18 protein-coding genes and 3 pseudogenes are annotated in these 16,755 nt (G+C 57.6%); 14 read left to right on the forward strand and 7 right to left on the reverse strand.

What is annotated here, in order from left to right:
* Nucleotides 1-256 precede the first annotated feature (256 nt).
* Together J2J98_RS16010 and J2J98_RS16015 are read right to left on the reverse strand one after the other, a co-directional pair.
* Nucleotides 257-1,039: an SDR family oxidoreductase gene (locus J2J98_RS16010; protein ID WP_207601567.1), complete on the reverse strand. Its 783-nt coding sequence runs from the start codon at nucleotides 1,037-1,039 to the stop codon at nucleotides 257-259.
* Nucleotides 1,040-1,504: 465 nt separating this feature from the next.
* The gene (locus J2J98_RS16015; protein ID WP_207601568.1) at nucleotides 1,505-1,753 is read right to left on the reverse strand and encodes a hypothetical protein; all 249 of its coding nucleotides are present in this window, start codon (nucleotides 1,751-1,753) and stop codon (nucleotides 1,505-1,507) included.
* Nucleotides 1,754-2,243: 490 nt separating this feature from the next.
* Between J2J98_RS16015 and J2J98_RS30870 the strand changes: the two genes are divergently transcribed.
* A complete protein-coding gene (locus J2J98_RS30870; protein ID WP_425504999.1) occupies nucleotides 2,244-2,426 on the forward strand; it encodes a DUF6894 family protein in 183 nt (60 codons plus the stop codon).
* A 15-nt stretch (nucleotides 2,427-2,441) separates the two neighbouring features.
* Here the strand turns inward: J2J98_RS30870 and J2J98_RS16020 are convergent, their stop codons facing one another.
* Nucleotides 2,442-2,798, reverse strand: a complete 357-nt coding sequence (locus J2J98_RS16020) for a hypothetical protein (protein ID WP_207601569.1) — start codon at nucleotides 2,796-2,798, stop codon at nucleotides 2,442-2,444.
* Nucleotides 2,780-2,934: pseudogene (locus J2J98_RS30385) on the reverse strand (non-homologous end-joining DNA ligase); the annotation flags it as partial. The pseudogene J2J98_RS30385 and the gene J2J98_RS16020, both read right to left, overlap by 19 nt.
* Nucleotides 2,935-3,068: 134 nt before the next feature.
* On the opposite strand from J2J98_RS30385, the gene J2J98_RS16025 reads away from it, so the two are divergent.
* The 5 genes from J2J98_RS16025 to J2J98_RS30390 all read left to right on the forward strand — a co-directional run bounded on the left by J2J98_RS16025 (nucleotide 3,069) and on the right by J2J98_RS30390 (nucleotide 5,309).
* Nucleotides 3,069-3,479 carry a hypothetical protein gene (locus tag J2J98_RS16025; protein WP_207601570.1) on the forward strand — a complete coding sequence of 137 codons (411 nt, stop codon included), beginning with the start codon at nucleotides 3,069-3,071 and terminating at the stop codon, nucleotides 3,477-3,479.
* Nucleotides 3,476-3,673 (forward strand): hypothetical protein, encoded by a 198-nt coding sequence (locus tag J2J98_RS16030; protein ID WP_207601571.1) that lies wholly within the window; start codon nucleotides 3,476-3,478, stop codon nucleotides 3,671-3,673. Before J2J98_RS16025 ends, J2J98_RS16030 begins: the two co-directional genes overlap by 4 nt.
* A gap of 15 nt (nucleotides 3,674-3,688) precedes the next feature.
* Entirely contained in the window at nucleotides 3,689-4,000 is a 312-nt protein-coding gene (locus tag J2J98_RS16035) for a hypothetical protein (protein WP_246569377.1), read from the forward strand.
* Nucleotides 4,001-4,314: 314 nt separating this feature from the next.
* Nucleotides 4,315-5,085, forward strand: coding sequence for an SOS response-associated peptidase (locus tag J2J98_RS16040; protein ID WP_207601573.1), 771 nt, complete (start codon nucleotides 4,315-4,317; stop codon nucleotides 5,083-5,085).
* 5 nt (nucleotides 5,086-5,090) lie between these two features.
* Entirely contained in the window at nucleotides 5,091-5,309 is a 219-nt protein-coding gene (locus J2J98_RS30390; RefSeq protein ID WP_221094772.1) for a hypothetical protein, read from the forward strand.
* Nucleotides 5,310-5,785: 476 nt separating this feature from the next.
* Here the strand turns inward: J2J98_RS30390 and J2J98_RS16045 are convergent, their stop codons facing one another.
* Nucleotides 5,786-6,748, reverse strand: coding sequence for a sterol desaturase family protein (locus J2J98_RS16045; protein WP_207601574.1), 963 nt, complete (start codon nucleotides 6,746-6,748; stop codon nucleotides 5,786-5,788).
* 417 nt (nucleotides 6,749-7,165) lie between these two features.
* Between J2J98_RS16045 and J2J98_RS30395 the strand changes: the two are divergent.
* From J2J98_RS30395 to J2J98_RS16065, 6 genes and pseudogenes are all read left to right on the forward strand, one after another.
* A pseudogene (locus tag J2J98_RS30395) lies at nucleotides 7,166-7,303 on the forward strand (thermonuclease family protein); the annotation flags it as partial.
* A gap of 419 nt (nucleotides 7,304-7,722) precedes the next feature.
* Nucleotides 7,723-8,034: a hypothetical protein gene (locus J2J98_RS16050; protein ID WP_207601575.1), complete on the forward strand. Its 312-nt coding sequence runs from the start codon at nucleotides 7,723-7,725 to the stop codon at nucleotides 8,032-8,034.
* 174 nt (nucleotides 8,035-8,208) lie between these two features.
* Nucleotides 8,209-8,485, forward strand: a pseudogene (locus J2J98_RS30400) (adenylate/guanylate cyclase domain-containing protein); the annotation flags it as partial.
* Between the two features lie 136 nt (nucleotides 8,486-8,621).
* Complete coding sequence (locus tag J2J98_RS16055; RefSeq protein WP_207601576.1) at nucleotides 8,622-10,142, forward strand: FAD-dependent oxidoreductase; 1,521 nt, start codon at nucleotides 8,622-8,624, stop codon at nucleotides 10,140-10,142.
* 339 nt (nucleotides 10,143-10,481) lie between these two features.
* A complete protein-coding gene (locus tag J2J98_RS16060) occupies nucleotides 10,482-11,909 on the forward strand; it encodes a peptidoglycan L,D-endopeptidase MepK (RefSeq protein WP_207603148.1) in 1,428 nt (475 codons plus the stop codon).
* Nucleotides 11,910-12,374: 465 nt separating this feature from the next.
* On the forward strand, nucleotides 12,375-14,351 hold the full coding sequence (locus J2J98_RS16065; protein ID WP_207601577.1) for an acyltransferase family protein: 1,977 nt from the start codon (nucleotides 12,375-12,377) through the stop codon (nucleotides 14,349-14,351).
* Between the two features lie 752 nt (nucleotides 14,352-15,103).
* Here J2J98_RS16065 and J2J98_RS30685 read toward each other — a convergent pair.
* Nucleotides 15,104-15,229 (reverse strand): hypothetical protein, encoded by a 126-nt coding sequence (locus tag J2J98_RS30685; RefSeq protein WP_259664136.1) that lies wholly within the window; start codon nucleotides 15,227-15,229, stop codon nucleotides 15,104-15,106.
* 99 nt (nucleotides 15,230-15,328) lie between these two features.
* A complete protein-coding gene (locus J2J98_RS16070; RefSeq protein ID WP_138392922.1) occupies nucleotides 15,329-15,610 on the reverse strand; it encodes a DUF982 domain-containing protein in 282 nt (93 codons plus the stop codon).
* Nucleotides 15,611-15,874: 264 nt separating this feature from the next.
* On the opposite strand from J2J98_RS16070, the gene J2J98_RS16075 reads away from it, so the two are divergent.
* A complete protein-coding gene (locus J2J98_RS16075) occupies nucleotides 15,875-16,147 on the forward strand; it encodes a BON domain-containing protein (protein ID WP_138392921.1) in 273 nt (90 codons plus the stop codon).
* A 130-nt stretch (nucleotides 16,148-16,277) separates the two neighbouring features.
* A complete protein-coding gene (locus tag J2J98_RS16080) occupies nucleotides 16,278-16,673 on the forward strand; it encodes a DUF1236 domain-containing protein (RefSeq protein WP_064705882.1) in 396 nt (131 codons plus the stop codon).
* Nucleotides 16,674-16,755 lie beyond the last annotated feature (82 nt).

Consider the following 16,755-nt stretch of genomic DNA (forward strand, 5'->3'; position numbering starts at 1 on the left):
TGGCAACAAACCCGTATTGCCCGGAAGGGAGCCGGTATGGGACCTTCCGCTGCTATGGCGGTTATTGCCAAGAGCAGACATCCGAGGCGTTGGTGCAAAGGTTTGAGATCGGCCCGAACCGGACTACGCACGTCAGCAGGATGCTAAGGTGCAAATCCGGTGGGGAGCGGAAGTTCCGCAGCCGCATAGCTCAGGTCTGGTTCGCGCGCCAATAGCGGCAATTCAGAGCTCATCTGCAGCTTGGGTCGGAAAGCACTCAATAGGCTCGTGTAAAACCGCCATCGTGAAGAATGTTCAGGCCGGTCATATGGTCGGAAAGAGGCGACAATAATCCGTCGATGACCACAGCGACTTCGGATGGTGCGCCATACTTCTTGAGTGGAATGTTGTCCGTCTCGCTCGCCAGTCTTTCTTCAAAGGTCATCCCTGCGCTGGCGGCTCTCTTGGCAATGGCATCCCGGTACCATGGCGATAAGGTGCCACCAAGCGAGAGAGTATTCACGTGGATGCCGCGCTCGCCCAGGGCGAAGGCGAGCGTCTTTGCTTCTCCCACCCAAGCGGTGCGGATCACGTTGGCGGTGGCGTAGTGACTGAGGACCTGAACGGAGGACATGCCGGAGACGATAACGATTTTGCAGCGCACACCCGCCTCAGGAGCCGGCTCCATCTGAGCGATAGCGGACTTCAAGACAGACAGCGGCCCGATAAAGCTCGTTTGAAACAATGTTCGCCAGACTTCCGGCTCAGGCATAGGATTGCTGTCGGAATGGGGTTGCGGCGGCATCAGCACAGCACCGTTAAGCTTCGAGCCCGAAGCAGCGAGGCCTCTATCGAAATTCGCCACCGACGTGTCGGAGGACATATCAACTGGCATGGGAGTGTGCGACCCGTTGAGAGGTGCAGGGAGCGTCGCAACTAGTGCTTCAAGTCGCGCTTGGTCACGAGCCGCAAGCACAAGCCGAGTGCCGCCAGCGGCAAGACGCTCGCATACGGCCTTGCCAATTCCCCCCGTCGCGCCGGTAACGAGAATGGTCGTCATCGCGTACTTCCCCGTTGCGGGTAGACCGCCGGACAAATGTCCGGGATCACTTTGCGATCCATGCGGCTGGGAAGAGCCGCAAAGCAAAGCTCTGCTTTGAGCTCACCGCCGGAAAGTCTGTTAGAGCAGCAGGGCAGCACATATGTTTCCCCTGTGCGATCCCGTGTTGTTAACGACCTGCCCCGCCTCGGTGGGCCTTTTTTTGTCCAACAGCGTACCGGAACCGCATTAGGACAATGAGGTTAACTCACCGGATCGTGGCAGAAAGCCAGTATCTTCAGATCGCGTTATGCCCTTTCTCCTAGCGATCCACCCCTTCCCAGAGTTGGGTCGTGCGGAGGCAATTTTCCGGTCAGCTCCCAAGCGACGCTCCGCGCGGTCCCACGCCTCGAAGGATTAACTGCATTGGAAATCATGCCATGTGCATCATATGCCGGCGTTCCGCCTTCATGGCCGAAATAACTGTCAGTGATGTGACGTGGACGTTGGCGCGTTGACCTGCAGCGAATGACGGCTATCAAACTTCATGATCAGCAGCGTGACCAGCTCCTCGCGCGTCCTGTGGCCTTGATTAAATAGGTCGACCGCCGCGCTGCAAAGGAGCTGCATTGCTGGCTCCGTCGGCTTCGCGTGATTATGCAGGAACCAAGTCCGAACAGCATCCGAAAGAACGTTCACATCTTCCAGCTGAAGTGAGAGATCGAACTCCCCCATACTATCCTCCTTAACCGTCGCAACAGTTCGCTAGTTCGCTCGCAGCGCGATAAAAAAATCGTAGTGCATACACCTCCATAGGCCAACCGTCAGTGCGGTTTCGCACATTTGTAGCCGCGATCCAGCCAAGTCAGCGGCCGTCTCTCTAAATTGGTGCGGAATGGTACAGGAACCGCTATCGCTCGCTGGCGGTTAGGAAGTCGGATCGCGAGAGGGAGCTTTGTCTCGCTGCACGTCCCTTTGCACTCTTTGCGATCCATGACTACCCCACAGTTGGGTCGTGCGGAGGCATTTCCACTACTCTCCCAAGCAATGCTCCGCACGGCCCGACGCCTCAAGAGATTGACTGCAGATGCAGACCTCGTGAGATCCTAGTAGGTTGAACCATCGCATCCGCGCCCTACCTCAAAGCTGGGGAGTGAGGGCGTGATTTCGCATCAAATACGCTGAGCATATTGTTCCCGACTATGAAGGCGGGGAATTCTCAGATCTGGCGTCAGCAAAAGAGGACGCCAGCGAGAGCCTTCGAGAACTGGTCGGCAGGGCCATTCTGTCGAAGCAGCCCGATCTCCCGCTGGCGATTGAAATTTGTGACGCAGACGGTCATCTCGCTGCCGAAGTTCATATCGATACAGCAATTGCCCAGATCGCGCGCTTTAGCCGAGATCGATAGCGTCGGCATCAATCGTCACTTGAACTTCAACCAATGCCGAATCCACGCCGCCGCACCGTCGCTCATCCATGTGACGATTGCGCCTGTCGTCAGTGCAGCAATGGCGATCAGACCTGAGACGCCATAGCCGATCGTTTTGATGCGCTTCCAATCCTCAAGGGCTGGCTGGACTGCCTTGTGATGTTCGCTGACGGTCTCTTTCAGCGCCTTGACCTCCTCGCGCAACGTCGAATCTACGCCGCTGCTGATCTCGACGACCTTATCGAGGAGATTGATCTGCCGCATCTGCTCGTCAAGTCGCCGATGAATCACCGACCGGCTTTCGTGTGCATTGTCCTTTTCGTCGCTTACGTCTTCAGCAGCGCCAGACACGGTTCAATGCGTGTCGGCATTGGGTCGAGGGTAAGCCGATGCTGAGTTGGTCACGCTTCTTACGCGGGCGGCTGCGGATCGGCGCTTCGGGTTCACCGGCTAGCGGCTTCGATGGCTTGCGAGGCGGCTTTGTCATGGCCGCAGTTCAACAGCAACATCTTAAAAAGCAATTTGCCTAGAATGATTATTGACTCATCTGCCGATGCGAACATAATAAGAACATCGGCGTGCGGCCGCCAATCTGAATATTGACGACATGGGAGAACGGACATGCGCGAGCAGCCGGTCGGCGAAGCCGTGGATGATGATTATTTTGTTCCAGAAGGTTTGATGTGGCTGCCGGCGAAGGAGATCGACGTTTCTGAAGTGCATCAGAGCCTGGTTAAGGCCGTTGCAGGCAGCCGAGGCGTGGAGTTCTTCACGACCTATGTATTGGACGCCGCCATGGCCTCTCAATTAGGTCGTGTTCAGCTCGCGATTGACCACACCGCAGGCGAGGCTTGCGGTATCTTTCTCACCGATCGCATGGCGGACGCAGATCCCGCAAAAAGCGATCCAATTTTCGTCGATGAAGCGACAGAGCCTTTCAAATTTCGCTATTTCGATGATGTGGAGGAGGCCGTATGGGCCTACAGCGAACATCTGAAGAAGGCGGGGATACACCCTTGGATGCAGCCATGAAACCGGAGCGAAGTTCGAAGCCGGCAGATCGCGAGCTCGCCGAGGTGGTCGCCTATCACCAGGGCGATATGGAGGCCGCGATAGGTACCCTGCTCGAGGATATCCGTCATCTTCGTCAGCAGCTCGCATTTGCGGAAGGCGCTATGAGCCGAGGCATCACTCGCGGGTGGCGACCAAGCTACGACCGAGACTGACTTACAATGCCTGAGATGAACTATAACAAGAAGTTGCGCGGGTGGAGCCTGCGCGACGCGGCCGAGGCGGGTCAATTGCTGGAGGTCACCTGTCAGTTCTGCAGGACGACCTACCGCTTTATCCCACGTGATCTGCTGAAGCTGACCAAGGATGTCAGTCTCGACCGATTGGCTTCGCGATTCCGCTGCGTACGCTGCAACCGGGGAGACTACATGAGCTTGAAGGTGGTTCAGATATGGGGGTCGGAAACAGGCAAGCTTACCGTGCGACGTCTGATCAGGGTCGACATGGTGAAGAAGCCAGTTTGGGAAGACGGTGTTTTATGAAGTCGCGTGCCGCCGAGATAACCCTGTTGCCGCTGGCGTGAAAAAAGACCTTCCTCATCACGTCATAGTCTGGGGGGCAACTGTCACTCCGGCGCACAAACCAATGACTATCGGCAAAGGGGTGAAATCATCAACTCCGCTCTGGCCTTCGATCGGGCGAGCAGGTCATATTGCGCTTCCGTGGAATGGGACGAATACGGTGTTTTCTGTTTCAGCAAATCGCCAAGCTGCACAGCAATTCCGTGATCGATGGAACGGCCAGTTCATCCGGACGAAGTGACAACAATGGCGTATGGACGCCGAGGGAGGGAGATATGTGCAATCTATACCGGATGGACGCAAAGGATTGGGTCAATAAGTGGGCCCATGAGGTCGAGAGTCTGGTCAACCTGATGCCGGCCTATCAGATCAACCCGGACCAAATGGGCCCGATCGTCCGCAATACAGCCGATGGCCGCAAGCAGCTCGTGCATGCGCGGTGGGGATTGCCCTCCCCGTTTTTCGTGGTCAAGCAGGCTGCCGAGGCTCGGGCTGAAAAATTGCGCCAGAAGGGCAAGCCCGTCGACATGGACATGCTCATCCGGATGGAGCCCGACAAGGGAGTCACCAACATCAGGAACCTCAATGTTCCCCACTGGAAGAAATGGTTCGGTGTACAGAGCCGCTGCATCGTGCCGGTGACAAGCTTTGCCGAGCCCGACCCAGCCAGCAAACAGGACGGTGGGAGCACGCCGAATGCCTGGTTTGCCCGTGATGAAAGCAAGCCGTTGATGTTCTTCGCGGGTATCCATGTTCCGCAATGGCAAAGCGTCCGGAAAGTCAAGGATGGCCTTTCGACCGACGATCTCTATGCCTTTTTGACCACCGATCCCAACGATGTCGTCAAGCCGATCCATCAGAAGGCAATGCCCGTCCTCCTGTTGACGCAAGAGGAAGTCGACGTTTGGATGCGCGCCCCCTGGGAGGAGGCAAAGACGCTCGCTCGCCCGCTGCCGAACGACGCAATCAGGGTGATATCGCGCGAGGCCTATGGCTCGACCATAGTCGACACGGCCGGGGAGCCGGCGCAAACAAGTTTGCTATAGACGCCATGAGCATTACCAACCATTCGGCCGCACCCGGTGCCAATGTACACTTCGAGCACTACTGCGAGGAGCCTGGGTGCAAGGAATGGGGTGGCTTCGGCCACAGTCCATCCAAGGCTATTCCCGTCCGCTGGTGGTGCTGGGAGCACTTCCCCTATAAGACCTACGAGCAGGAACAGCCTCTAAGACGCAAGCTCGAGGCAGCAGAGAACCATCTGAAGTGATGAAAGACGATGCGACCCGCGGTTTACCGATGCCGCCGCTGCGGCCGCCGGCCGCAAACTTCTATGGCGCCGTATTGGTCATATCGTGCCAGTGGGGCGAGAGAATCAGCGTAGAGACGCCGCCGTTTTTTGGCAACGCCGCCACTCAGCGCGGCTACGGTATTCTTCGTTCGCCGAATTGGAGCACGTTCTAGTGCCTGCTGACTAGCGGATTAGAGCTGCCGAAGCATGGCCACTGCTTTGGCCTTCGGAACCTTCATCACGACGCCACGTTGATTCAGTGCGTGCGCTTCGCGCCCTCAACCGCCTAGTTTTTGCACGCTGCCTAGCCCCGTAAACAACGGGGCTTTTTTTGGTCGGGTCGGGAACAACACGCTGCGAGGATTGTGAGAATCGTGGGCCGTGCGGGAGCTGTGCGGCAAGTTCGTGGATTCCAGAAAGCTGCCGCTTCTCACAACAGAGCGATGCCAGCTTCGCTACCGGCGCTGTTCCGAGCCCGCCAGCCCCTGCGGCGAGGCAGGTTTTCCGCTTATGGGGCTTATGCCGCACTTTGCCTTGGCAGCTTGCCACGCGCGTTGGAAGAAACGGATTTCTGTGGCGATGGTTTCGCGGAACGGATCGGTTTGGTTGAAGTAGTCGCGGTCCAGACCGAGCTTTGCACCGTCTGCATCGCCGTCGTAATAGGTGCCGAACAAATGATCCCAGATCGGGAAATAATTGGCGAAATTCTTGTCGTGATGTTCCCGCATTCGGGAGTGATGGATGAAGTGGTCGCGTGGTGACTGGATCACGTATTTGCCAAACCAGCCATGCCAGGGAATGGCACTGTGCTTGACCAGACCAATGGCGCCAAAGGTGATGGTCACGAAGGCGAATTCGGCCGTTGGCAGGCCGATAAGCAGCGCCGGAACGACCATAATGGCCATGTTTACCGCCTTCTCCAACGGATGCTCCCGCGACGAAGTCAGCGCGTTGAACTCTTCAGCTGCGTGGTGAAATTCGTGCAGCCGCCATAGTACCGGCAGCCGGTGCATCAACCGATGCTGCCAGTAGCTCAAGAAGTCTGATAGCACTAGGAACAAGAGAACATGTGCCCAGCCTGGCAACCTCCGGGCAAGGTCCAGGTGGGGGGCATCCTGAGCCGCGCTGGTGATGGCATAGGACAGACCAAATGATGATAGCGCCGCGAATAGCGTAATCATTCCCGTCGCCTGAAGGACGAAATAGACGATGTCGGTGATTGTGGATTTGCTGCGTTCGAAGAAAACCCGACGGAACCCGGAATTGCCGAACCCCACATAGGTGAGTTCCACTGCGAAAACCGTCAGAACCAGGCCAATGGAAATGGCGAAACTGAGCGCCATTGCCGCACCATTCAGATAGTAAGTGTTGTAAAAAAAGCTTCCAAGCTTGTGCAGGCAGTATTCGACCAGCACCATGGCAATGCGACTCCAAACACGAACCCGTACAGCTTGGTCCTAACGATGCGCTTTTGCCAGATTGCTCAAAGCACGATCGGGGCGTCCTTTTGATGTATTACCGGCGGTGGAAGTGCAGTCCCTGGAGGCATGCAGGAGGGTCGACGAGCACTACGGAAAACTGGCTGGAATTCCATTTCCGGCCGAAAGGCTCATAAAAGAACTTAGGACGGGAACAATAATAGGCACCGCCGTCGTAGGACTTTAGGCCGTGCTGAGATTTTCTTTATTGGTCTGCCAGCGTACAGGAACCCGGCCAATCACCAACCGTTAGTGAGACGGGATCGCAAAGGAGCCCTAGCCAGGGCCGGTCCGCTCACTCTTCACCCCCTTTGCGGTCCCACCCCTTCCAATTCGTGGCCAGCCATCACGTGATTCAGCGGCGCGGTGGACAGGACGCCGTCGCATCGGCCGCTCATCAACATCTTTCGAATGATTGGCGAAGAGACCGGTAAGAAGCTCCTTGCGGAAGGCTTCGCTCGCAGCTGGAGCCCGAGGCGACGCAACGATTGGTGAAGTCGAATAGGATGGCCGCCCAACGTACAGGAGATACAATGCTTGGGGTATAGCAAAGTGATCGCTGAGCAGCCCACCTCAATGTTACGAAATATTACTGCAAGTAGAAGTCAATTTATGTTTTCGTGCGAAAACCAAAAATAGATCCATTAGTTGAAAAACTCATTTCGTCGAGTGCGCATCGACGCCGCGGCACGCCGGCGCATTCGGCAAAAGCGCCGAACCGGCAGACGATGGTTGGCCATTGGAGTCCCCGCAGCAATCGCGGCCGCAGTGGCCGCATGGATGGCGTTAGAGTATCCGCTAACACTGACCTCTCCTGCAGGCGCCGGTGCGATGCAGATTTTGGCGGAATGTTCGCCCAAGATGCGCCAATCGTCGAACGACAGGATGCATAAAACATTATTGAAAGGTCATTCATGGAACGGCTTGAACGCGATGCACCATTTCCTACCAAAATGCAGGGCCGTTGGACGGATGTGGAAGATTCAGATTCGGAGTTGATAGTTCAGGGCATCGAAATCATCTGCTTCGGCGAAACGATCTCTTACGACTACAAGCTGGTCGATGTGGTTGATGGCGCGCTAACCGTCAGCCTAAAGATAGACAATCAAACCGCTGAGGACGCCTTCCAGCGCGCCAACATCACCGAGTTGGTGATCACGCCTGAAGGCGATTTCCACGCATATAATGTCAAGTTCGCCAGCCAGTTCGAACGGGCCGTGGGCTAACCGCCTCCATTGCATAGCCGCCTTTATGAGTTCACGGCCTAAGTGCCGACAAGAGCCTGGGCTACATGGGAGAAGGGCTGGCGAACGACGCCATCGCAATCCTCTCGCGCTTTTCGGACATTGCGGTCGTCTCCCGAACGTCGTCGTTTGCATACCAGGACAAGCAAGGCGACAGCCGCGCAGGACCGAGCATTGGCCTGGTTCGTCAACTACACGCGAGGCGGTCGAGGCGCTGGAGGCCACGGAATTCGCCGACGCGCCATTGCAACTAGCCGTCGCCTATATACGGCTGGGACGCGAGGCAGACGCCCGCACTGCCGTCGAGAAGATGCTCAAGTCAGCTCCGACCGCGACGATCCAGTCGTGGCGGCAGACCTGGAACTTCCGAGATCCTTCTATTATGGATCAAGCCGCGGCAGACCTCGCGCGCGCCGGCCTTCCGCCGCAATAGGCTGTCGAGGGTATTCAGCCTTCGTGGCGGATTCCATTCGTGCCGCGGTCTGCCCATGGGCAGGTTTGGCAGAGCCCCGGCGGAACTTTTGCGTGCCTTCTCCAATTTAGCCAGTACTTGTTCGGAGATGTGCGCCATGAATGTGAGCGACGAAAGAACTGTCTCCTTGTGGGCCCCGCTCAGGGTTATGCCCGACGCCATCCCACTCACGCGGAACGATGAGGCCGATGCCGTAGTCATCGGTTCCGGAATTGCCGGTTTGTCGGTAGCCTATGAGCTCGCCCTTGCGAGGCAGAAGGTGGTTGTCATTGATCGCGGCCAGATAGGCAGCGGCATGACGGCCCGCACGACGGCGCATCTGTCATCCATATGCGACGACTATTTCTCCAAGTTGATCGATCTTCGGGGGCGGGAACTGGCCCGGCAGTTTTATGAGAGCCAATCGGCTGCGATCGACCGTATCGAAACGATCCAAGGGAGCGAAGGCATCGCCTGTGATTTCCGACGTGTCGACGGGTTCCTGTTTCCATCGTCCGAAGGAGAGGAAGCCGATCTCGAACGCGAACTCGGCGCCGCGCTGCAAATCGACGTCGCGGTCGAAAACGTCACGGGTCTGCCATTTGCGGGATGCGCTGCGACATCAGCACTTCGCTATGCCCGTCAGGCGACATTCCATCCGCTCAAATATCTCCGTGGACTGACGGCGGGCATTCGCGCCCGCGGCGGGAAGCTCTTCTGCGACACAGTGGTCGAGCAGGTGGAGGAGACCGAGGAGCGTGTCCGTGTGTCGACGAACTCAGGCTTCACCGTCACCGGCAAATGGGCAGTGGTCGCCACAAATTCACCGATCAATGACCGCGTCGCCATTCACACGAAGCAAGCGCCGTATCGGACCTATGCGATGTCCTTCGAGATCGAACGCGGGGCCATCGCAGATGGGCTCTACTGGGACATGGAAGATCCCTACCATTACGTGCGTCTGCAACCCGGTGACGGCGCGAGGGACTTTCTCATCGTCGGCGGCGAAGACCACAAAACAGGAGCCGTCGACGATGCTTCAGAGCGCTTCGCGGCTTTGACGGCCTGGACCAGGCGTCTGATCCCCGATATTGGCGCCGAGACCCATCGTTGGTCGGGCCAGGTCATGGAGACGATTGACTATGCCGCCTTCATCGGCCGCAATCCCGGCAATGAACGTGTGTTCGTCATCACCGGCGATTCCGGCGAAGGCATGACCCATGGCGTGGTCGCTTCGCTGTTGCTCCGCGATCTCGTTCTCAATGGCGACAGTCCGTGGCTGGAACTTTACGAGCCCTCGCGCAAGACACCGCGGGCGATCGGCGATTACCTGATGGAGAATGCGACGGCGATCAAGAATTTCGCAGAGTATGTCGCACCCGGCGAACTCGATTCCGTCGAAAAGTTACAGCCCGGAGAAGGCGCCATTGTCCGGGAGGGCCTCACCAAAATCGCCGCTTTCCGAACAGAAGATGGGACGCTCTACAAGCAATCGGCATCTTGCACACACATTGGCTGCCACGTGCACTGGAATTCCCTGGAGCGCTGCTGGGACTGTCCTTGCCATGGCTCACATTTCGCCGTCGACGGCACCGCTTTGAATGGCCCGGCCGTCTCGCCCTTGGGTGACGTTCGATAGCCTCTTCGCCGCTCGCAGAGGTCCGACACGCGTTTAAGACGATCGCGCCCAGAAGCTGTTCTTCGCGCATCCGGCGAGAAGGGTGCGACGGAAAGTCGGGTTCTAAGGGTGCCTCCCACGTGAGAGGGTCACTTCTTCCCCGCTACTGACGGCTTTCGACAGGATGTCTCATGCAAAACCTCCACGACCGAAAGGTTGATGGCTCCCTCTGCATGCGCACCAAAGCTCAGCGTGGTGCGAACAGCAATAAGCTTGACGCCGCGGGCATCTTCAGTTCACCAAGTTTCCACATCCGCCTGTTAGCAATTTATTGACCATAAGCTGGCTTTATTGAGCCTGATGGATGCGGAGTTTTCCCGCCCGTCGTCGAGTGTTTGGTGTAGGACGGGTTTGTTCGTGTTGAAGTATTCACTGCAGAGTTTGTCGGTCGGAGCCTTGGGCGGAATTGCCGCGCTCCTCTCACGCGCGGAACGCTTCGCAGCGCAGACCATTCTGCCGGCTCTGATTGCGCTGCCGGCGCTTGTCGCTTCTGCATCCTTGGCCTCGGCGGAAGATCGGGCGCTCAAGCTGTTCTTTACCCATACGGGCGAGAGAGCCACGATCACCTACAAGCGGGATGGAAAGTTCGATTCACGGGGCCTTGCCCAGATCAACCGGTTTCTGCGCGACTGGCGCAGGAACGAGCCAACCCGCATGGATCCGCGGCTGCTCGACCTTGTCTGGGAGGTGTATAGGAAGAGCGGCGGCAAGGACTATATCCACGTCGTCTCCGCCTATCGTTCCCCCGCCACCAACAACATGCTGCGCAACCGCTCGCGCAGCACCGGCGTCGCCAAGAAGAGCCAGCATATGCTGGGCAAGGCGATGGATTTCTACGTTCCCGGCGTGAAGCTCTCGACGCTGCGTGCTGTTGCCATGCAGATGCAAGTCGGCGGTGTGGGCTATTATCCGACCTCGGGGTCGCCCTTCGTGCATCTCGACGTCGGCAACGTCAGGGCCTGGCCCCGCATGTCGCGACAGGAACTCGCGCGCATCTTCCCGGACGGTAAGACGATGCATCTTCCGGCCGATGGCCGGCCGCTGCCGGGATATAATCAGGCGGTTGCGAACTACAGGAAGCGCGTCACTTCCACCTCGATAGAGATCGCCAGCACCGCCGGAGAGGACGAAGAGGTGGCGGCCTCGACGCCGCCGAGGCGCGACGCCGCAGACAGCAAGCTGGTGACGGCGCTTCTGCCGACGCCGAAAAGCCGGGCATTGAATGCGCTGGCACTACAGACCGGCGCCGGCGAGCCGGATGACAAGGACTCCGCTCCGGACCTTGCATCTTTCCAGGTTCCGATACCGGCGATGCGCCCGGTAGCCCCCGCGCAGGATGCGGCCGCAGACGACAGGCTGGAGACTGCCTCGATCGGCCCGATTGCCGCGCTTCCGGAGAGACGGCCGCCTGCACTGCCGGTCCACGCCCGCTTCAATCCCGTCATTGCTGCACAGCAGACCTCCAGGCAGGGCGCTGATATGATCGCCTCCCTGCCCATGACCGCTTCCTGGGAGGAAGCCGATTTCCTTGGATCGACTTCGGAAGCGGCGTTGCTGCAATGGGCGCTGCATTCTCCGGGCGAAGCGATCGGCTTGAGCGCGCCTCGCCTTTCCCCCCGCACGGTTCACCGTGAGGCGGATGTCGCGGCGTCAGGCGTGGCTGTCCCCCCGGTCGCCGCCAGAGGCCCGTTCGACGCCAGCCGGTTTGCCTCGCCGCCGGAGGGCTGAGCTCGATCATGAGGGCTTGACGCGGTTGCAATCGCGGCCGAGATCTGCAAACCGGTCCCCTGCTTCCTTTTCGCTGCCCTAATCATTTAGACCAACGGGCGCTCCATGTCGCAAAACCGATAACGTGGCTCGAGCGAGCATATTGCAGCAGTTACGCATTGCACCCGCCCAACTTCGATATTTTGCCGATTTCGGACGCGCCATGGTGGGGCGCAATGACAGGGTGCCATTGGCGGCAGTTGACGCCTTCTCGCTTCTGGAACGGCCCATAGAACCAGGCGCATAATGCAATCTGGTGGGAATGCCGATTTACAACAACGCAGAAAATAAGGATTGAAATCGGCCCCGACCACAAATCTTTTGTCAGGCCGGACTGTTCTCTGCCAAGATCTCTATGTTAGGCAGCCCAAAAGCGCCAATCTTGCGCGCGACAAGTGACGCTCTCGATATCGAAGGCCGCTAACATTGAAGGTTTACAGACCAGAGATCGATGGCTTGAGGGCCATATCGGTTATAGCCGTTATCCTTTATCACGCCGAGTTCACCGTCGCCGGCCGCACGCTGCTTCGAGGCGGGTACATTGGCGTCGATATATTTTTTGTGATCAGCGGCTTCCTGATCTCCAAAATCTTGCTGACAGAACTCGAGGCAACGGGGCGCATTGATTTCCTCAAATTCTATGCCCGGCGCGCGCGACGAATCCTGCCCGCGCTGTTCGCAGTCATTCTCACGACAATGCCCTTCGCCTACTGTTTGTTGTTGCCGTCGGAACTCCTGGACTACGCCAACTCCATAGGCTCGTCGCTCCTGTTTGGATCGAATATCTATTTCTATTCTACGGCGGCTCTGTACGGAGAGCCCAGCACCCTTCTCAAGCCCTTTCTGCACACCTGGTCGTTGAGCGTCGAGGAGCAATTTTATATCGGATTTCCGGTCTTATTGCTGATCGTGCGCCGATACCTGAGATCAAGGTTTTTGCCGTGCGTGTTGCTGGTGGCATCCCTCAGCTTTGTATTGTGTGTCGTAACGGTACGGTATGATCAGCAACAGGCCTTTTACTCCCCACTCACCCGGGCCTGGGAACTGCTGGCCGGAACACTTCTCGCCTATCACGAGGTGAGGCGTGGGCGAACTCGGCCTCGGCCTTTGCTCGCGGCAGCCGGGTTTGTACTCGTTCTTGGTTCGCTCATCCTGTTCAGAAAGGACACGGTTCACCCCGGCCTGTTGACTGCGATCCCAGTCATCGGGACCTGTCTGGTGCTCGCATTCGCCGGCCATCAGAACGCAGTCGGGCGCCTGTTGGCTTCTCGGCCTGCGGCGCTCACCGGACTCGTATCCTACTCTTTATATCTATGGCATTACCCGATCTTCGCCTTCTGGCGGCAGACAGACGTGCACTTCAGCAATGGCGATAAGTTTCTTGCCGTCGCAGTCACGGTCCTGGTCGCGGTCGTGAGCTTTGTCGTCGTCGAAAAGCCCCTTCGCCACACCAGGAAAAGCCGCGTTCTCTGGATCACCCTGAGCTCATCAGTTGCGACCATCACGGCTGCTGTCGTGTCAGCAGTCTCTATGGCGGGCTTTCCCCACAGGTTGGATGAAGTCTATCCACCTCTCGCGCAGACGAACGAAGCACGGCTCGAAAGCACTTTTCACAGCCTGAACAACGACATCCAGCCTGGGAAGCCCATTATCTTCATAATTGGGGACTCGCACGCCAGAAACTGGTCAATCGCGCTGAAAAATTACATTGATGCCGACCGGTATGAAATCGTGTCAATCAGCTACTTAAACTGCCTGGTCGAGATCAAGAACGATATCGTCAGGGCCCCCTCTCGCGCCAGCATTTACGATCAGTACTGCATTCCCTTTGAAAGATACGTCAACGACAAATCATTGCTCAGCCGAACGAAAGCGATTTTCCTCACGAGCCTTCGGCCTTTTGAGTACACCGTCAACCCATTCAGGTTCGAGCTTATTTCCTGGATGAAAAGCCACTCGGATAACGCGCGAGTTTTCGTTTTCGGAAATTATTTCCAGCTCAAGGAATCGCAGTCGTGCCTGGGGCTCATGTTTCAGAGAAAATCCGATGCCTCCATATGCCTGCGGGAAGCGAGCTATCCGCCGGCCAACCAGCCCTTGGAGCAACTGCCGTTTTTCCCATCTGACCTTGCATTCACCTACGTCGATATCGTCAAGCTTCACTGCGATTACAACAAGGAGAAATGCCTAACGAGCAGCAGGGGTGTTCCGTTCATCACAGACTGGAACCATCTGACAGCGGAATTTCTGACAACCCTGATTGGTGACATTCTGGAAAAGAGAACCGCCGACCTACGGGTCGACGGTCTGCTCGATTTCCTGGTGCCGCCGCACGCCAGACTATCCGAACGAACTGCAAGTTCTCAGCCGAACGACGGTTCGACGTCTTCGGCTTCTCCATAAGATTGAGCGGCGAGACGCCGGGCAGTATTGCCGGCTCTGATTGCGCTGGAAGCGGTAGAGCCACCATGTAGTTCTGCGTCCACTCAGTAGCATTCGTGAAACAATACTCTCAGATTGCAAAACCGCCGACGTGATGAAGAACGCCGACAAGCTTAAATATGCGATGTCTGGTTGAAAATTTTATCACTTATCGCAACGTCGGGAAAATGGTGAACTGTTCAACTCAATAGGAGCGACGTCAAAGATAATTATCCATTATCTTGGCTGCCGAATTGAAGCAATAATGAGCAGAATCCAAGGAACTTCTTCAAAGCAGGTTCGTTAGCAGAGTGGATGTGATGGTCTCTTAGCCGAGGTCGCATCTGTCCTTTCCAAACCTTACCGGCCCCGCCAATCCAACGGGGCCTTTTTTCAGGGTTACTTTGTTCTGTACGGCACCGTACCGCAACTCTTTGCGACCCGCGGCCGTTAATCGCTCCGGATCGCGCAGAGGGAGCTCTCCTGTCTCCGCGCGCACCCCTGTTACTCTGTGCGATCCAACAATCACTTAGGACATCGTCCCACGATCCGGGTGTGCCCGGGTAAGCCGACTATCGCTCGCCGCCCCAGATGATCCGACCGCCATAGCGATAAACTGATCGCTGCGCCTCACGACAGCTTGTCGGCGCAGGCTGATGGCCGGCAGGACGATCATCGAACCAGACCCGGCAGCGCACGGCGGCGGCAAAGTCCGCGGGGAATAAGGAATAGCCTCAGGAATCGTCACGGCGATCCAAGGCGTGGTAGGAGCCTTTGCCGCTCTCGTCCTTGTAGGGATCGGCAGGCGCGGGTGAGGCAACCAAAGTCACGGCACCGGCAAGAAGAAGATATTTCAACATCGGCATACCTCGCAGTCTTGTCACAGCTGCCTTCTCATGTGCGCGCTGGTTGCCGGAACGAAATGCGCGGATGCCGATGGCGCGGAGAAGCTTGCCAGCTCAGTGGGCAACCGCAATCACGGGAATACCGGCTTCTTCCGCAGCGAGAATGAGTGCTGCGCGCGCCACATCGGGCGGGATATTGCCCTGGATGGCATCGAGGCATGTTTTTACAGCCGCTATATATTCTCGGCCATCGCCCGTCGGCCAGCCGTTGATCAGGGCATCGGCAACATCACTCAATGACCGAACCAGCCTGTGCTCTTCCTGACCGCTCATCACAAGCATCAGAGGAGCGAAATCTTCGCTTCTGCGCCAATCCACCATACCGACTGCCTGCATTGCCATTCGTTCCTTAACCTCACAAGAAGCCTCCATCCGCTGGAGAACGGGATCGCCAGATTGACGCTTCGCCGGGATGTGCCGCTGGCGTTGGCGAGAGCGACCAAGACCTTCCCGATGTCCCTTCAACAGGACGGGAAGCATCTAAGGCAAATGAGGGCGGGGGGAAGCCGGACCTAAGTCGGACTGGCAGGCCGGCACCCGCTATTTATATTTGCTTCATGTAACTTGTAGATCCGTGGAGGGGCGGAACAGGAGGAGGAGATGAAATTCGGCCCCGATAATAACAGCCATGAAGAACGCTGCCCGCAAGGCCACAGTTCGGCAGCGACCATCGCAACGATCGAAGCGGCCATTTCCGCTGATCGCGACATCGACAGCAGCGCCATCGAGGTGAGGATGCTCGGTCCTGTCGTGCTGCTCGAAGGCTATATAACGAAGCCTGCCGACCGGGAAAAAGCCATTTCGCTTGCGGCAATGATCGTCGGTGAAGAGAACGTGCACGACCGGATGTTGAGCCGTTTCCCGACGCAATAGCTAGCGGAAACCGATTGGGCTAGGACTAAGGTCGGCTACGCCCCGGCCTCAAGTCCTAGCCCTGGAACACATCCTCCATTTGCCAGTTGCAACCTCCAGCGGAACAAACCGCACCAAAGGAGGAAAACAAATGAATATCAAAGCAGTAACAACTGCCGCCGGCGTCCTGCTGGCGTCGGCTTCTGCCTTTGCGCAACAGTCGACGGTCACAGGTGCAGTCGGTGGCGCGGCAACGGGCGCGATCGTCGGCGGCCCGGTCGGCGCTGCTGTCGGCGGCATTGTCGGCGGCGTCGCAGGCAGCATCATCGATCCGCCGCCGCCAAAGGTGGTGACCTATGTCGAGCAGGCTCCGGCGCCTGCTGAACGCATCGTGGTGAAGGAAAGGGTCGTCGTCGGGCAGCCTCTGCCGGAGACCGTCGTCGTGACGCCGATTCCGGATGATCCGAAATATGCCTATGCGATCGTCAACGATCAGCGTGTGATCGTCGAACCTTCCTCGCGGACGGTCATCCAGGTCATCGAGTGACCGACCGGCGGCACCGGACCGCCATTCCAGACAATCAGGGGCGCGCATGCGACGCATGGGAATGCGGGCGGGATCGCGCGTT

The organism is Rhizobium bangladeshense (genome assembly GCF_017357245.1).
Lineage (GTDB): Bacteria > Pseudomonadota > Alphaproteobacteria > Rhizobiales > Rhizobiaceae > Rhizobium > Rhizobium bangladeshense.